Annotated in this window: 13 protein-coding genes and 1 tRNA gene; 8 read left to right on the top strand and 6 right to left on the bottom strand. The window is 69.4% G+C overall.

What is annotated here, in order from left to right:
- Positions 1-6: 6 nt before the first annotated feature.
- The 6 genes from ACQW02_RS01765 to gatC form a co-directional block, all read right to left on the bottom strand.
- Positions 7-96: transfer RNA gene (locus ACQW02_RS01765), tRNA-Ser, on the bottom strand.
- A gap of 75 nt (positions 97-171) precedes the next feature.
- Complete coding sequence (locus ACQW02_RS01760) at positions 172-801, bottom strand: glutathione S-transferase family protein (protein ID WP_431283562.1); 630 nt, start codon at positions 799-801, stop codon at positions 172-174.
- The gene (locus ACQW02_RS01755; protein ID WP_431283561.1) at positions 798-1892 is read right to left on the bottom strand and encodes an AI-2E family transporter; all 1095 of its coding nucleotides are present in this window, start codon (positions 1890-1892) and stop codon (positions 798-800) included. Before ACQW02_RS01755 ends, ACQW02_RS01760 begins: the two co-directional genes overlap by 4 nt.
- A complete protein-coding gene (gatB, locus tag ACQW02_RS01750; protein WP_431283560.1) occupies positions 1892-3343 on the bottom strand; it encodes an Asp-tRNA(Asn)/Glu-tRNA(Gln) amidotransferase subunit GatB in 1452 nt (483 codons plus the stop codon). The genes ACQW02_RS01755 and gatB overlap by 1 nt, the downstream gene beginning before the upstream one ends.
- The gene (gene gatA / locus ACQW02_RS01745) at positions 3340-4806 is read right to left on the bottom strand and encodes an Asp-tRNA(Asn)/Glu-tRNA(Gln) amidotransferase subunit GatA (protein ID WP_431283559.1); all 1467 of its coding nucleotides are present in this window, start codon (positions 4804-4806) and stop codon (positions 3340-3342) included. The genes gatB and gatA overlap by 4 nt, the downstream gene beginning before the upstream one ends.
- The gene (gene gatC / locus ACQW02_RS01740; RefSeq protein WP_431283558.1) at positions 4806-5093 is read right to left on the bottom strand and encodes an Asp-tRNA(Asn)/Glu-tRNA(Gln) amidotransferase subunit GatC; all 288 of its coding nucleotides are present in this window, start codon (positions 5091-5093) and stop codon (positions 4806-4808) included. The genes gatA and gatC overlap by 1 nt, the downstream gene beginning before the upstream one ends.
- Positions 5094-5164: 71 nt before the next feature.
- Here gatC and ruvX point away from each other — a divergent pair, with 71 nt between their 5' ends.
- From ruvX to ACQW02_RS01700, 8 genes are all read left to right on the top strand, one after another.
- Positions 5165-5662: a Holliday junction resolvase RuvX gene (gene ruvX / locus ACQW02_RS01735; RefSeq protein WP_431283557.1), complete on the top strand. Its 498-nt coding sequence runs from the start codon at positions 5165-5167 to the stop codon at positions 5660-5662.
- Entirely contained in the window at positions 5662-6600 is a 939-nt protein-coding gene (locus ACQW02_RS01730; protein WP_431283556.1) for an aspartate carbamoyltransferase catalytic subunit, read from the top strand. The genes ruvX and ACQW02_RS01730 overlap by 1 nt, the downstream gene beginning before the upstream one ends.
- Positions 6597-7865: a dihydroorotase gene (pyrC, locus tag ACQW02_RS01725; protein WP_431283555.1), complete on the top strand. Its 1269-nt coding sequence runs from the start codon at positions 6597-6599 to the stop codon at positions 7863-7865. Before ACQW02_RS01730 ends, pyrC begins: the two co-directional genes overlap by 4 nt.
- Positions 7862-8458, top strand: a complete 597-nt coding sequence (gene plsY / locus ACQW02_RS01720; protein WP_431283554.1) for a glycerol-3-phosphate 1-O-acyltransferase PlsY — start codon at positions 7862-7864, stop codon at positions 8456-8458. The genes pyrC and plsY overlap by 4 nt, the downstream gene beginning before the upstream one ends.
- A gap of 43 nt (positions 8459-8501) precedes the next feature.
- Entirely contained in the window at positions 8502-9611 is a 1110-nt protein-coding gene (dprA, locus tag ACQW02_RS01715; RefSeq protein WP_431283553.1) for a DNA-processing protein DprA, read from the top strand.
- Positions 9612-9667: 56 nt separating this feature from the next.
- Positions 9668-12412 (top strand): type I DNA topoisomerase, encoded by a 2745-nt coding sequence (gene topA, locus ACQW02_RS01710; RefSeq protein WP_431283552.1) that lies wholly within the window; start codon positions 9668-9670, stop codon positions 12410-12412.
- A 1-nt stretch (position 12413) separates the two neighbouring features.
- The gene (rnr, locus tag ACQW02_RS01705; RefSeq protein ID WP_431283551.1) at positions 12414-14924 is read left to right on the top strand and encodes a ribonuclease R; all 2511 of its coding nucleotides are present in this window, start codon (positions 12414-12416) and stop codon (positions 14922-14924) included.
- Positions 14925-15016: 92 nt separating this feature from the next.
- Positions 15017-16447, top strand: coding sequence for a S41 family peptidase (locus tag ACQW02_RS01700; protein ID WP_431283550.1), 1431 nt, complete (start codon positions 15017-15019; stop codon positions 16445-16447).
- The last annotated feature ends 159 nt before the right edge of the window (positions 16448-16606 follow it).

Genomic DNA, 16606 nt, shown 5'->3' with positions numbered 1-16606 from the left:
GGACTAAGGAGGGGATGGGATTCGAACCCACGGTAGGGGTTGACCCCCTACAACAGTTTAGCAAACTGCCGCCTTCAGCCACTCGGCCACCCCTCCAGAGGCGATGCCAGGCACACGACATATGCGACCGGGGATGTAGCCGTAGCGCGGCCCCCGGTCAAACCGTCTCATTCAGGCCAGTGCGACGTCAAACCCGCGCTGCGTCGCCGGGCGCGCCATCATCGCCGCATACCAGCGCTTCACGTTGGGGAATTGGGCCAGGTCGACCTTGTGCCGTTCATGCCGCCAGGCCCAGCCCAGGATGGCGAAATCGGCGATGCTGGGCTCGCCTTCGGTCGCGACGAAGTCGCGGCCCTCAAGCCGCCGATCCAGCACGCCATAGAGGCGCAGGGTTTCCTTGGAGTAGCGGGAGAGGCCGTAGCGCTGGTCGGCCGGGTCCTTGACCATCAGGAAGTGGTGCACCTGGCCGGGCATCGGGCCGAAGCCGCCCATCTGCCACATCAGCCATTCGGCGACGGCGATCTTTTCCCGCAGGTTGGCGCCGCCGAACCGGCCGGTCTTTTCCGCCAGGTAGAGCAAGATCGCGCCGCTTTCGAACACGCTGATGGGGGCGCCATCCGGCCCCTCGTCGTCCACGATCGCGGGGATACGGTTGTTCGGGCTGATCGCCAGGAAGGCCGGGTCGAACTGCTGGTCCTTGGTGATGTCGACCACCTTCACCGCATAGGGCAGGCCCATCTCCTCCAGCGCCACGCTGATCTTGCGGCCGTTCGGGGTGCCCCAGGTGTGAAGGGTGATCATGTATTGGGCTCCGTCAGTTTGGATGGGCGGGCGCGGCGCCAGGCCTGCAACAGGCTGAAGGCGACGGCCAGAAGGGTGGGGCCGATGAACAGGCCCAAGAAGCCAAAGGCGACGAAACCGCCGAAGACCCCGACCAGCACCAGCGACAGCGGCATGTCCATGCCGCGGCTGATCAGCATCGGGCGCACGATATTGTCGGCGGTGGACACGAAGACGGCGCCCCAGAGCGCCATGAAGATGGCCCAGCCCAGGCTGCCCTGGTCATACAGCCACCAGGCGGCCCCGCCCCAGATCGCGACATTCAGCGGCCCCAGGATCTGGCTGACCGAAAACAGCATGGTCAGGAAGCCGAGCGCCGCCGCCCCCGGGATGCCGGCGATGGCCAACCCGATCGCCATCAGCACGCCCTGCAGCGCCGCCGTGCCCACGACGCCATAGGCGACGCCGCGCACCGCGCCCCCGGCCAGGGCGATGGCGCCGGCCGCGACCGGGCCGCCCAGGCGGTCGGCGGCGTCGGTCACCGCCGCGACGATCTCCTCGCCATTCACCCAGAACATGCCGGCCACGGTCAGCGCGATCAGCAGTTGCACGATGCTGCCGGCGAGGCCTGATGCGACCGACAGCAAGGTCGTCGAAATCGTCTGGCGATAGGGTGCGATCAGTGCGGTCAGATGCCCGTCGCCCGCCATGATATCGGCCCAGTATTGCGCGATCCGCGGCCCCACGAAGGGGATATCGCCGACCCATCCGGGCGGCGCGGCCGGTGCCGAGGCCAGCAATTCGCGCAGCCTGGTCACGCTGTCGGTGATCTGGTCGGACAGCGCGGGCGCGATGGCCAGCACCGGCAGCAGCACGACGCAGATGGACCCCACCACCAGCACCCCCGCGACCCAGCCCCGTTGCCAGCCGCGCGCCACCAGCATCTGGCGCAAGGGCCAGGCGGCGATGGCCATGATCGTGCCGAACATGATGCCCGTCGCGAAGGGCAGCAGCACATAGACCACCCCCAGGATCAACCCCGCGAAAAGCGCCAGCACGATCGAACGTTCGATCAGCAGGCCGGTTCCCTGGTGCGGGGTCGGATCTTCCATCAGTCGAGCCTTTTTTTCAGGACCTCATTGACCAGGGCCGGGTTTCCCTTGCCCTGCATGGCCTTCATCGTCTGGCCGACGAAGAAGCCGAACAGGGTGACCTTGCCGGCCTTGTACTGGGCGATCTTGTCGGCATTGGCCGCCAGGATGGCATCCACCGCGGCCTCGATCGCGCCGGTGTCGGTGACCTGGCGCAACCCGCGTGCCTCGACGATGGCGGCGGCGTCATTGCCGGTTTCGAACATGATCTCCAGGACGTCCTTGGCGATCTTGCCGTTGATCACCTGGTCCCTGATCAGGTCGAGCAACCCGCCCAGCCCATCCGCGCCCACCGGGCTTTCGGCGATGCCGATGCCCAGGCGGTTCAGATGGGCGAAGAAATCCCCCGTCAGCCAGTTCGCGACGATTTTTGGGTCACGCCCCTTTGCCACTTTCTCGAAGAAGGCGGCGGTTTCCTTCTCCAGCACCAGGACATGCGCGTCATAGGGCGACAGGCCGAAGTCGCCGATGTAGCGGGCGCGGCGGGCATCCGGCAGTTCCGGCAGGGCGGCGCGCAATGTTTCGACCCAGGCCTCGTCCAACACCAGCGGGGGCAGGTCGGGGTCGGGGAAGTAGCGGTAGTCGTGCGCATCCTCCTTCGACCGCATCGACCGGGTGACGCCGCGGGCGGTGTCGAACAGGCGGGTTTCCTGGCGCACCTCGCCCCCGGATTCCCAAACCTCGATCTGGCGCTTGGCCTCGGCTTCGACCGCCTGCATCACGTAGCGGATGGAATTGACGTTCTTCACCTCGCAGCGCGTACGGAATTCCTCGCCGGCCTTGCGGACCGAGACGTTCACGTCGGCACGGAGGGAGCCTTCCTCCATATTGCCGTCGCAGGTGCCAAGGTAGCGCAGGATCTGCCGCAGCTTGGTGAGGTAGGCGCCAGCGTCCTCGGGTGAGCGCATGTCGGGTTCCGACACGATCTCCATCAGCGCGACACCCGACCGGTTCAGGTCGATGTAGGATTTTGTCGCATGCTGGTCGTGCAGCGACTTGCCCGCATCCTGCTCCAGGTGCAGCCGGGTGATGCCGATATCCTTGGTGCTGCCATCGGCCAGCTCGATATTCAGCACGCCCTTGCCGACGATGGGAAAGGCGAACTGGCTGATCTGATAGCCCTGCGGCAGGTCGGCATAGAAATAGTTCTTCCGGTCGAAGCGGGACCAGAGGTTGATCTGGGCATTCAGCCCCGCGCCCGTGCGAACCGCCTGGGCGACGCATTCGGCGTTGATCACCGGCAGCATGCCGGGGAAACCGGCATCGACGAAGGACACCTGCGTGTTCGGCTCGGCGCCGAAGCCGGTGGCGGCGCCGGAAAAAAGTTTCGACTCGCTCGTCACCTGGGCATGGACTTCCAGCCCGACGACGATTTCCCAGGGGCCGGTCGTGCCCTCCAGAAGATAGGTCATGCCATCACCTGCGGCAGCGCGGTGAAGCCCGCCGCGCGCTCGATCGCCGCGGCCACGGAAAACACCGTCTGCTCGTCAAAGCCACGCCCGATCACCTGCAACCCCAGCGGCAAGCCCTGGCTGTTCAGCCCGGCCGGCACGCTCATCGCCGGCAACCCGGCCAGGTTCGCGGTAACCGTAAAAACGTCGTTCAGATACATCGCCACCGGATCGTCCTGGCTTTCGCCCTCGGCGAAGGCCGCGGTCGGGGTCGATGGCGTCAGGATCGCGTCGCAATCGGCCCAGGCGTTTTCGAAATCGCGCCGGATCAGCGCCCGCACCTGCTGCGCCTTCACATAATAGGCGTCGTAGTAGCCGGCCGAGAGCACATAGGTCCCGATCATGATGCGCCGCTTCACCTCGGCGCCGAACCCCGCGGCGCGGGTGCGTTCGTACAGGTCCTGCAGATCCTCACCCGGCACCCGCGTGCCGAAGCGCACACCGTCGTAGCGCGCGAGGTTGGACGACGCCTCGGCGGGGGCCACGATGTAATAGGTCGGCAGCGCGAACTTGGCATGCGGCAGGCTGATCGGCACGATGCTGGCCCCGGCATCGCGCAGCCAGGCGATGCCCTGTTCCCACAGGGCCTGCGCTTCTCCGGCCAGGGCGTATTCGGCCGGGACACCGATCCGCATGCCCTTGACGGATGCATGGCAGGCGGCTGCGAAATCGGGCACCGCGCGATCGGCGCTGGTGCTGTCCTTGGGGTCGAAGCCGGCCATGCTGCGCAACAGGATGGCGCAATCCTCGACCGTGCGCGCCACCGGGCCGGCCTGATCCAGCGACGATGCATAGGCCACGATGCCGAAGCGCGAGCAGCGCCCATAGGTCGGCTTGATCCCGGCGATGCCGCAAAACGCTGCCGGCTGGCGGATCGACCCGCCGGTATCGGTCGCCGTCGCCGCCAGCGCGATCCGCGCCGCGACCGCCGCGGCCGATCCACCGGAGGACCCGCCGGGCACCAGCCGCGCCTCGGGCTCGTCGCGCCGCTGCCAAGGGTTCAGCACGCCACCGAAGGCGGATGACGCGTTGGACGACCCCATGGCGAACTCGTCCAGGTTCACCTTGCCCAGGAACACCGCCCCGTCGCGCAGCAACTGCGTCGTCACGGTGCTTTCATACGGCGGGACGAAATCGCCCAAGATCTTGCTGCCGGCGGTGGTCCGGACGCCGGCGGTGCAGAACAGGTCCTTGATCGCGATCGGCGCGCCCGTCAGCGGCCCGGCATCGCCCCGCGCGCGGCGTTCATCGGCCGCCCGGGCGGCATCCATCGCGCGATCGGCGGTGACGGTGATGTAGGCGTTGAGCGTCGGGTTCAGCGTGTCGATGGCGCGAAGATGCGCCTCGGTCAGTTCGACCGAGGAGACCACACCCTCCTCCATCGCCGAAAGCGCCCCGGCCAGGGTGAAGTGAACGGGTTCCATCACTCGACAACCTTTGGCACGGCAAAGAAGGATCCGGCGCGATCGGGGGCGTTTGCCAGCACCGCCTCCGCCTGGCCGCCATCGGTGACCGCATCGGGGCGCAGCGGCAGCACGGTATCGCCGCCGCCGGCCAATGGTTCGACCCCGGTGGTGTCCACCGACTGCAATTGTTCGATCCACCCCAGGATGCCGTTCAATTCGGCCTGCAGGCGGGGGACATCGGCCTCCTCGACCCTCAATCGGGCCAGGGAGGCGACACGGCGTATGGTGGTGGCATCGAGCGACATGCGGGTTCCCTACCAGCGCGCCCGAAGCGCGACAACTTGCGCCCCCTTCCTGGCGCCCGCATACCCCCGCCGTGCCCCTCCTTTCCCTTGCCGACCTGCGCCAAACCCTGCCCCGGCAGGCCTGCCTGATCGGGCTCGACCCCGGCACGGTGCGCGTCGGGCTGGCCGTCAGCGATGTCGGGCTGGTCCTGGCGACCCCTGCGGGGACCATGCTGCGCGGCAAACTGGCGGCGAATGCGCGGGACATCGCGGCGCTGGTGAAAAAGACCGGCGCCGGCGGGCTGGTCGTCGGACTGCCTCTGGAAATGGACGGGCGTTTTGGCCCGGCCGCCCAGGCGGCCAAGGACTGGGCGCGGGCCGTGGCGGATGCCGTCGGCCTGCCGGTCGCGACCTGGGACGAACGGCTGTCCTCGGCCGCCGTGAACCGGATGCTGATTTCAGAGGGCGACCTGACCCGCGCCAAGCGGGCCAAGGCGGTCGATGGCGCGGCCGCGGCCTATATGCTGCAAGCCGCCTTGGACGCGACCCGGCCGCCCGCTACCCTGCCACCGCCCGCCGAGGACTCGTGATGGTCGCTTTTCCGATGAAACACCTCCTCGCGATCGAGGGGCTGCACCCGCCCGAGATCACCGACCTGCTGGATCTGGCGGAATCCTACGTGCTGCTGAACCGTAGCGGGAAGACGCAGCGCGACCTGTTGCGCGGCCGCACGCTGATCAACCTGTTCTTTGAAGATTCGACCCGCACCCGCACCAGCTTCGAACTGGCCGGCAAGCGGTTGGGCGCCGACGTGATCAACATGTCCGTGTCCAACAGCAGCGTGAACAAGGGCGAGACCCTGCTGGACACGGCCAGCACGCTGAACGCCATGAACACCGATTTGCTGGTGATCCGCCACGCCCAGTCGGGCGCCCCGGCCCTGCTGGCCCAAAAGGTGGGTGCCGCAGTGATCAACGCCGGCGACGGCACCCATGAACACCCGACCCAGGCCCTGCTGGACGCGCTGACCATCCGCCGCCGTAAAGGCCGGATCGAGGGCCTGACCGTCGCCATCTGCGGCGACGTGCTCCACAGCCGCGTCGCCCGCAGCAACATCCACCTGTTGCTGACCCTGAACGCCCGCGTCCGCATCGTCGGCCCACCTACCCTGATCCCGGCGGAAGCCGCGCGACTGGGGGTGGAGGTGCATCACGACATGCGCTCCGGCCTCGCGGGCGCCGATGTCGTCATGATGCTGCGGTTGCAGCGCGAACGGATGACCGGCGGCCAGGTGCCCTCGGCGCGGGAGTTCTTCCGCTTCTACGGCCTGGATGAGCAGAAACTGGCGCATGCCGCGCCCGATGCGATGGTGATGCACCCGGGGCCGATGAACCGGGGGGTGGAGATCGCGAGCTCCGTCGCCGACGACCCCCTTCGCAGCGTGATCGGGGAACAGGTGGAAATGGGCGTGGCCTGCCGCATGGCGGTGCTGGACGTGCTGTCGCGGCGGCTGCCGAGGAACCGATGACCGACATCCTCATCACCAACGCCCGCCTTCTGGACCCCGCGACCGGGCTGGACGCGCTGGGCGCCCTGCTGGTCCGCGACGGCCGTATCCTGGACCACGGCGCCAACCTCGGCCGCCCCGACGGGGTGGCGGTGCTGGATGCCGCCGGCGCCTGCCTGGCCCCAGGGCTCGTGGATCTGCGCGCCTCGCTCGGCGAACCCGGTGCCGAGCACCGTGAAACGATCGCTACGGGTGCCCTGGCTGCCGCCGCCGGGGGCATCACCACCCTCTGCGTCGTCGCCGAGCACCCGCTGGATGACCCGGCCCTGGTCGAATTTCTGGCGAGGCGCGGCGATGCGACCGGCAGCCTGACCATCCTGCCCTATGCCGCCGCCACGCGCGGCGGCGCCGGTAAGGATTTGGCGGAATACGGGCTGCTGCGCGAAGCCGGGGCCATCGGCTTCTCCGATGGCATGGCGGCCATCGCCGATGCCCGGACCATGCGCCTGGCGCTCTCCTACGCTCGCGCCTTCGGCGCCTTCATCGCCCAGGCGCCCCAGGAACCCAGCCTTTCGGCCGGCGGCGCCGCGACCGAGGGTGAACGCGCGACCCGCATGGGCCTGCCCGGCATCCCCGCGGCGGCCGAGGCCATCCTGGTCGGACGCGACATCGCCCTGGCCCGGCTGACCGGCGGTCATGTGCATTTCTGCAATGTCTCGACCGGCGCCGCCCTGGCGCTGATCCGGGCGGCCAAGGACGAAGGGCTGGACGTCACCGCCGATACCGCCCCGCCCTATTTCGACCTGAACGAAACGGCGATCGGCGATTATCGCACCTATGCGAAATTGAGCCCGCCCCTGCGGGCCGAATCCGACCGGCTGGCCGTGGTCGCGGCGCTGGCGGATGGCACGATCGACGCCATCGCCTCCGACCACCAGCCGCAGGATGCGGATGACAAGCGCCTGCCCTTCGCCCAGGCGGCCGCTGGCGGCGCTGGATTGGCGACGCTTCTGGCCGTGACCCTGGCGCAGGTGCATGGCGGCAAGCTGCCGATGCTGGCCGCCCTGGGGCTGATGACCGACCGGCCGGCGAAACTGCTCGGCATCGCGGCCGGCAGCCTGACGCGGGGGGCGCCCGCCGACTTGCTGCTGTTCGACCCGGAAAGCGCCTGGCAGGTCACCGCCGGCAAGATGCCGGGCAAGGCGCAGAACACACCTTTTGACGGCCGCCCGGTCGAAGGCCGCGTCATCGCCACCTTCAAATCCGGCCGGCGCGTGTTTGGATGAGCCCCCTGGTCTCCGCCCTGGCCGCCGCGGTCCTGGGTCTCGCCCTGGGGTCCATCCCCTTTGGCCTGTTGCTGACCCGCGCGGCGGGGTTGGGCGACATACGCAGCATCGGCAGCGGCAATATCGGCGCGACCAATGTGCTGCGCACCGGGCGGCGTGGGCTGGCGGCGGCGACCCTGCTGCTGGATGGGCTGAAGGGGGCCGTCGCGGTCTGGATCGCGGCCTGGGCCTTTGGGCCGGTTTTTGCGGGTCTGGCGGCGGTCGGCGCAGTGGTCGGGCATTGCCATCCGCCCTGGCTGGGTTTTCGCGGAGGCAAGGGGGTGGCGACCGCCCTCGGCACCTGGCTGGCGCTGGCCTGGCCGGTCTTCGCCATCGCCGCGACGGCCTGGATCATCGTGGCGCGGGCCAGCCGGATTTCCTCGGCCGGGGCGCTGTCGGCGATGGTGGTGGCGCCCTTCGCCGCCTTCTGGTTCGGCGGCACCATCCTGATGCTGCCGATCGGCGCCATCGCGATCTATGTCGCGGCACGGCACCGGGCGAATATCGAACGGCTGATGACCGGGACCGAGCCCCGTATCGGCCAAGGCAAATAGCCGTCGCTTTCTTTTCACACCCGGCATGCTACCGGCGTTACGCATGCGTGATGTGACCCTCGACCGTCTTCGCCTGGCCCGTAGCGAAGGCGTCGGGCCGCAGACCTGGCACCGGCTGATGGCGCGGTTCGGTGGCGACGCGGGCGCCGCCCTGGCCGCCATGCCCGGCTTTCCCGCCAGCGGCCGGCCACTGGTTCCGGCATCGGTCAGCGCGACCGAACGCGAACGCGACGCCCTTCTTGCCAATGGCGCCCACCTGATCTTCGCGGGCGACCCGGGCTATCCGCCCCTTCTGGCCCTGCTGCCCAATGCCCCCGCCATGCTGGCGGTTCTCGGCGACCCTGCATTGCTGTCCGCGCGGGGCGCCGCCGTGGTCGGGGCGCGCGCGGCCTCGGCTGGCGGTCGCCGCATCGCCGAAAGCCTGTCGCAGGCCCTGTCCGAGGCCGGGGTCACAATCGTGTCCGGCCTCGCGCGGGGGATCGACGCCGCGGCCCATACCGGCGCGCTGCGCGGCCCGGCCCGCACGATCGCGGTGGTGCCGGGGGGGCTCGATACCCCCTACCCGCCGGAAAATGCCTATCTGCAAGACCGGATCGCGGCCGAGGGCGGTGCCGTGGTGGCCGAGGCCCCCCTGGGCATGGCCCCGCTGGCCCGCCACTTCCCCGCCCGCAACCGCATCGTCGCGGGCCTGGCCCTGGGCGTGGTGGTGGTGGAGGCAGCCCGCAGTTCCGGCACCCTGATCACTGCCCGCCTGGCCCTGGAAGCCGGGCGGGAGATCTTTGCCGTCCCCGGCAGCCCGCTCGACCCCCGTTCCGCCGGCGCCAATGACCTGATCCGCCAGGGCGCCCATCTGACCGAAACGGCGGAGGATGTGCTCGAACATCTGCCAGAGGTGCCGCATGACGGCCCGCTGTTCGCCCCTCGGACGGAGGCGCCACCGCCCTGGGCCGCCCCACCCCCCGCCCCGGCGGCCTCGGTCGAGGCCGCACAACTCCTTGAACTGCTTGGTGACACACCCTTGCCGGTTGACGAGGTGCTGCGGCGCTGCCACCTGTCCGCCCCGGTGGCAAGGGCTTTGCTGCTGGATCTGGAGCTGGAAGGCCGGATCGAGACCCAGCCCGGGAACCGCGTTTCGCTTGTCAGACCAGGGTAAGGCACCCGTCCGCCATCGGCGATCGGCCTGACATCAAAAGGATCAGACCACCCAAAATGACCGCCGTCCTCGTCGTCGAAAGCCCCGCCAAGGCGAAAACCATCGAGAAGTATCTCGGCAGCGGCTTCCGCGTGCTGGCCTCCTTCGGCCATGTGCGCGACCTGCCCTCCAAGGACGGCAGCGTCCGCCCGGACCAGGATTTTGCGATGGACTGGGAGGCGGATGAGCGCGGCGACAAGCAGGTCCGCGCCATCGCGGCCGCGCTGAAAGGCGCCGACACATTGTACCTCGCAACCGACCCTGACCGGGAAGGCGAGGCGATTTCCTGGCACGTCCAGGACATGCTGGCCCGCAAGGGCGCCCTGAAGGGACTGAAGGTCCACCGCATCACCTTCAACGAAATCACCAAGCGCGCCGTGCAATACGCCGTGGCCCATCCGCGCAAGCTGGATACGCCGCTGATCGACGCCTACCTGGCGCGGCGGGCGCTGGACTACCTGGTGGGCTTCACCCTCTCCCCGGTGCTGTGGCGCAAGCTGCCTGGCAGCAAGAGCGCCGGTCGCGTCCAATCCGTCGCCCTGCGGCTGATCTGCGAACGCGAAGCCGAGATCGAGGTGTTCAAGCCGCGCGAATACTGGACGGTGGAGGCCAAGTTCCTGACCCCGCCCGGCGCGCCCTTCACGGCGCGGCTGACGCATCTGGATGGCAAGAAACTCGACCAGTTCGACCTGAACGACGAGAAAAAGGCCCTGGCGGCTAAGGCCGCGGTCGAGGCTGGCAATTTCAGCGTCGGCGCGGTCGAAAAGAAGCGCACCCGCCGCAACCCGCCGCCGCCCTTCACCACCAGCACCATCCAGCAGGAAGCCAGCCGCAAGCTGGGCTTTGGCGCGCAGCGCACGATGCGGGTCGCGCAGGGGCTCTATGAAGGTGTGGCGATCGGCGGTGAGACCGTCGGCCTGATCACCTATATGCGAACCGATGGCGTGCAGATGGGGCGGGAGGCGATCATGGCCATCCGCGACCACGTCAAATCCGATTTTGGGCCCGACTACATGCCGGCCCAGCCGCGCGAATACACCACCAAGGCGAAGAACGCGCAGGAAGCGCATGAGGCGATCCGCCCGACCGATGTGGAGCGCACGCCGGACTCCGTCGCCGGCTACCTGAACGACGACCAGCGCCGCTTGTATGAGCTGGTGTGGAAGCGCGCGGTCGCCTCGCAGATGGCATCGGCCGAAATCGACCAGACGGCGGTCGAGATAGCCGATGCCAAGGGCCGCGCCACCCTGCGCGCCACCGGCAGCGTCATTGCCTTCGACGGGTTCCTGAAACTGTATCGCGAAGATACGGATGATTCGGACAAGTCGGCGGACGACGAAAACCGCATGCTGCCGCCGATGAACGCCAAGGATCCGCTGCGGCTGACCGACGCCAGCGCGGCAGGCAAGCCCGGCACCGGCGTTTCGGCCGACCAGCATTTCACCCAGCCGCCGCCGCGCTTTTCGGAAGCCTCGCTGGTGAAGAAAATGGAGGAACTCGGCATCGGCCGCCCCTCCACCTATGCCTCCATCCTGCAGGTCTTGCAGGACCGCGACTACGTGACCCTGGATGCGAAACGCTTCGTGCCGCAGGACCGCGGGCGGCTGGTGACGCAGTTCCTGGTGTCCTTCTTCGAACGCTACGTGGACACCAATTTTACCGCCGCGCTGGAAGAACAGCTCGACACCATCAGCGACGGCCGGGCCGATTGGCGCGCGGTGATGCGCGCCTTCTGGGATGATTTTTCCGCCGCCGTGGCGGAGACGAAGGACCTGAAGATCAGCGACGTCATCGACGTGCTGGACGAAGCCCTGGGGCCGCATTTCTTTCCCCAGAAGGCCGAGGGCGGCGATCCGCGGCTCTGCCCGAATTGCCAGAAGGGCCGGCTGGGGCTGCGGCTGGGCCGGACCGGGGCCTTCATCGGCTGTTCCGCCTATCCGGAATGCCGCTACACGCGGCCGCTGGCGGTGCCGGGGGCCGAAGGCGAGGATGCGTCGGGCGGCTTCAAGGTCTTGGGGACGGACGTGACATCCGGGCTGGAGGTCACGCTGCGGCGTGGCCCCTATGGACTCTATGTGCAACTGGGCGAAGGCGGCACCGACGAAAAGGGCAAGCCCACAAAACCCCGGCGATCCAGCCTGACCAAGGGGATGGACCCGGACACGGTCGATCTGGAACGGGCGCTGGCGCTGCTGTCGCTGCCGCGGCTGATCGGCGTCGATCCGGAAACCAAGGAAGAGATCAGCGCCGGCGTCGGCCGCTTCGGCCCCTATATCCGTGCCGGCAGCATCTTCCAGTCGCTGGAGGCCGGCGACGACGTCCTGGCGCTGGGGATGAACCGCGCCATGGAGCTGTTGGCCAAGGGGCGGGCGAAAATCCGGCCGCTGGGCCTGCACCCGAAGGACGCCGTCAGCGTCGATGTCCGTAAGGGGCGTTTTGGCCCCTATGTCCAGCACGGCAGCACGGTCGCGAACCTGCCGCGCGGGGTGGAGATGGAGAGCATCACGCTGGATGAGGCGCTGACCCTGCTGGTCGAAAAGGGCAAGGTCTTGGCGCCGAAGAAGGGCGCCAAGGCCAAGGGCCGCGCACCGGCGAAGAAGGCGGCGGCCCCCAAGGCCGAAGCCGCGCCGAAAACCGCCAAGGCACCGGCCGTGAAGAAGGCGGCCGTGAAGAAGCCTGCGGCGAAGAAGGCCCCGGCCAAGAAGCCCGCAGCGAAAAAAGCGCCCGCAAAGAAGCCGCCCGTGCCCGGCAAGGCAGTCTGAGATGGCGCGCCGTCCCCCAACTGGCGGCGGTGCGCCAAAGCCCAAGGGCGCCAAATCCGCCATCAAGGCCTGGCGTCACCGCACGCCCGTGGCCGCGAAGGAGGCCCCTCCACCACCAGAGGCCGAGGCGGAAACCGCCCCGGTCCGACGCCCGAAAAAGCCAGTCGAAAAGCCCCGCCGCCGCCTGGGCGCGCTGGAACTTCCGGCCGAAGGCCCGCCCGAGCCCCTGGCCGAACGCCCCGCGCGCCGCGCCCGCCAGGAGGACGGCAGCAATCCGTTGCCGAGCCGCGCGGAACTGCGCGCCTTCCTCGCCAGCCGCACCGGGCGCGTGGACAAGAGCACCATCGCCCGCCACTTCGGGCTGAACGCCGACCAGCGTCCTGCCTTGCGCGACCTGATGCTGGGGCTGAAGACCGACGGCACCGCCATCCCCGCCGGCCGCCGCGGCATCGCCGCCGTGCCGCCGCCCGCCCCCGCGCGCCGCGCACCGGACCCCGTCGTGCGCCGCGCGCCGGAAGCCGTCCCGCAATCCGCCCCCCTGGCCCCTGGCCGCCTGCCGGAAATGACCGTGGTGGAGGTCACCGGCAGCGACGCCGATGGCGAAACCATCGCCAAGCCCGTCGGCCACCCGCCAGGCAGCCGCCCACCGATCATTTTCATGCGGCCCGAGGCGGCTGGTCAGCCCGCGCTCGGCCCCGGTGAAAAGGTGCTGGCGAAACTGCGCTGGCTGGGTGGCGACAAGTATGAAGGCCGCACCTTCAAGCGCATCGCCACGCGCGCGCCGCAGCGCGTGCTCGGCGTCTTCGACGGCCGCCGCATCCAGCCCAGCGACCGCCGGCACAAGGCCGAATGGCACGTGGACGACGAACACCGCATGGGCGCACGCCCGGACGAGTTGGTCCTGGCCGAGCCCATGCCCTCCTCGGTCCTCGGCCCCCGCGCGGCAAAGATCGTGGAACGCCTGGGGCCGATGGGTGAAGCCGGGTCGATCAGCCTGCTCTGCGTCCACATGCACGGCATCCCCGACGTCTTCCCAGCCGAAACGGTGGCCGAGGCGGAACGCGCCAAGGCCGTGCCGCTCGGCAGCCGCGAGGATCTGCGGGGCGTGCCGCTGATCACCATCGACGGCGAGGACGCGCGCGACTTCGACGACGCGGTTTTTGCCGAACCAGATGGGGCCGGCTGGCGCTTGATCGTCGCCATCGCCGATGTCGCGCATTACGTCCAACCAGGCTCACCGCTGGACCAGGAAGCCTGGACGCGCGGCAACAGCGTCTACTTCCCGGACCGCGTCGTGCCGATGCTGCCGGAAGCGCTGTCGAACGGCTGGTGCAGCCTGAAGCCGCATGAGGAACGCGGCTGCCTCTTCGTCGAAATGCGGATCGGCGCCGATGGCAAGAAGCATCGCCACCGCTTTGGCCGCGGGCTGATGCGCAGCGCCGCGCGCCTGACCTATGACCAGGTGCAGGATGCGGAGGACGCGGGCGAGGACCTGCCCGGCGGCACGCGCCCGCACCTCTACGGCGCCTTCCGCTCGTTGCTGGAAGCGCGGCAAAAACGCGGGACCTTGGAACTCGACATCCCCGAGCGGAAGGTCCTGCTCGACGATGCGGGCAATGTCGCCGACGTCGTGCCCCGCCCGCGCCGCGACAGCCACAAGCTGATCGAGGAATTCATGGTCCTCGCCAATGTCTGCGCGGCCGAGGAATTGGAACGCCTGCACCAACCCTGCGTCTATCGCATCCACGACCGCCCATCGGATGTTAAGCTGGAGGCGCTGCGCCTGTTCCTCGGCACGCTGGACCTGCGGCTACCCCCTTCCAACGTCCTGCATCCGCGCGATTTTTCGCACGTCCTGGCCAAAGTCGCCGGCAAGCCGGAGGAGCGGGTGGTGAACGAGGCCGTTCTGCGCGGCCAGTCCCAGGCCGCCTATGCGCCGGAGAACATCGGGCATTTCGGCCTGGCGCTGTCGCGCTACGCGCATTTCACCAGCCCGATTCGCCGCTACGCCGATCTTTGCGTGCATCGTGCCCTGGTGACCGGCCTCGCACTCGGTTCGGACGGCTTGCCGCCCGAGGATGCGGCCCGCCTGCCCGACACCACCGAACACATCACCGCGACCGAACGCCGTGCCGCATTGGCCGAACGCGATGCGGTGGACCGTTATCTGGCCGCCTTCATGGCGTCACGTATCGGTGAGACATTTGATGTGCGAATCAGCGGGGTGACGGGCTTCGGCCTCTTCGTCACCATCCAATCGAACGGCGCGAGCGGACTCGTGCCCCTGACGAGTTTACCTGACGACCGATGGCTGCACGAAGACGCCGCCCACCGCCTGATCGGCGCCAGAACGCGCCTGGTCTTCACGCTTGGGGACGCCGTGGAGGCGCAACTGGTGACGGCCGATGCCCGCACCGGCAGCCTGCAATTCCGGCTGATGCAGGGCGATCCGCGGGCCGCGGCTCCCAAGGGCGCCACGCGAGGTGGTCGGGGTCGCCCGAAACGGCGCTGATCCGCCTTCTACCCGTCCTGCTATGGCTGGTCCTGCTGCTGGCCGGACCGCCGCCGGCCCGCGCACAGGATGCCGGCGGTTACCCCCGCGCGATGATCGAGGCGGTCTGGACGACCGCCCTGACCGCCATCCTGGAACGCCATGTTGAGGCCGCCAGCGTCGGCGACATCGGGCTATGGACCCTGCGCGGCCTGTCCGTGCTGGACCCTGTGCTGACCGCCGACCGGCAGGAAGCGGGGCTGCGGCTGCTGGCCAATGGCCAGGTGCTGGCGACGCGCCCCCTGCCGCCCCCCGGCCTGCCCCCGGCCGCCACGGCCGCGCGGCTGGCCGAGGCGCTGGCGGCGCTGGACCAGGCGGGCTGGAACGCGTCGCTGCCGCTGCGCCGGGCCGGCAGCGACCGCATGCTGGCCAGCGGCTTCGATGAATTGTTCAACCACATGGACCCCTACAGCCGCTACTGGCCAGCCGATGAGGCGCAGCGCGCGCGCGACCGCCGCGTCGGCCAGGCGGGGCTGGGGCTGCGACTGGCGGCCGGGCGGGGCAACCAGGTGGTGCTGACGGCCCTGGCGGTCGGCGGCCCCGCCGCCGAGGCCGGGTTGCGCGACGGCGACCGCGTGCTGTCGATCGATGGCGTGGCCGTCTCGACCCGCGACCTGGGTGCCGCGGCGGCACTGCTGGAGGGGCCGGCCGGGACCTCGACCGAATTGACCGTGATGCGGGCCGGGCGGCGGCGCAGCGTGCTGCTGGTCCGCCGCCCGGTGCCACCCGAAACCGTGCGCGTGGAATGGCGCGACGGCGTGCTGTGGCTGCGCGTGGCGGCGTTTTCCGCGGCCAGCGGCGAACAGGTGGCCAATGCGCTGCGCGAGGCCTTTGGCCGCGCCACGCCCCCCATCGGCGTCGTGCTGGATTTGCGCGGCAATCGCGGCGGGGTGCTGACCCAGGCCGTGGCGATGGCCGATGCCTTCCTGGATGGCGGGGTGGTCGCCCGCACCGCCGGGCGCCACCCGGAGGCCGTGCGCGCCTGGCCGTCCGACCGCATCGACCTGGCCGATGGCAAGCCGGTGGTGGTGCTGGTGGACGGGCGCAGCGCCTCGGCGGCCGAGGTGGTGGCCGCTGCCCTGGGCGACCGCGGACGGGCGGCGATCGTCGGCAGCACCACCATGGGCAAGGGGCTGATCCAGCTTCTGGTGCCGTTGCCGAACGGTGCGGAGATGTCGCTGTCCTGGTCGCGGATCCTGGCGCCCTCCGGCTGGCCCATCCAGGGCATCGGCGTCATTCCGGGGCTGTGCACCTCGCTGGGCGAAGAGGTACAGGCGACGCAGCTTGCAACCCTGGCCACCGGGGTCGCACCCATGGCGGCTGTGCTGGCGCGGCAACGCCAGGCGCGCGATCCGGTGCCGGCCACACAGGCCCAGGCGCTGCGCGCCGCCTGCCCGCCGGCCGAGGGACGGGCCGGTGACGTGGGGGCCGCGACCGCCCTGATCGCCAATCCGGACGCGTTTCGTGCGGCCACACGGCGCTAGGATCAGTGGACATTTGGTTCGGGATGCGGTCGGCGGCGCATGCGCGCCTACGGGCATCACGCTCTAAACGATGAATTTGCCGGTTGACCCCTGGCGCGGCGCCGCTAGGTTGCGGCCCGCAGTCATCACCACCCTGGTGATGCGATCACTCGTGCGCGG

Source organism: Humitalea sp. 24SJ18S-53, assembly GCF_050632385.1.
Taxonomy (GTDB): domain Bacteria; phylum Pseudomonadota; class Alphaproteobacteria; order Acetobacterales; family Acetobacteraceae; genus Humitalea.
Note: the sequence above shows the minus strand (reverse complement) of the source record. Positions and strands in the feature narration are given on the sequence as shown.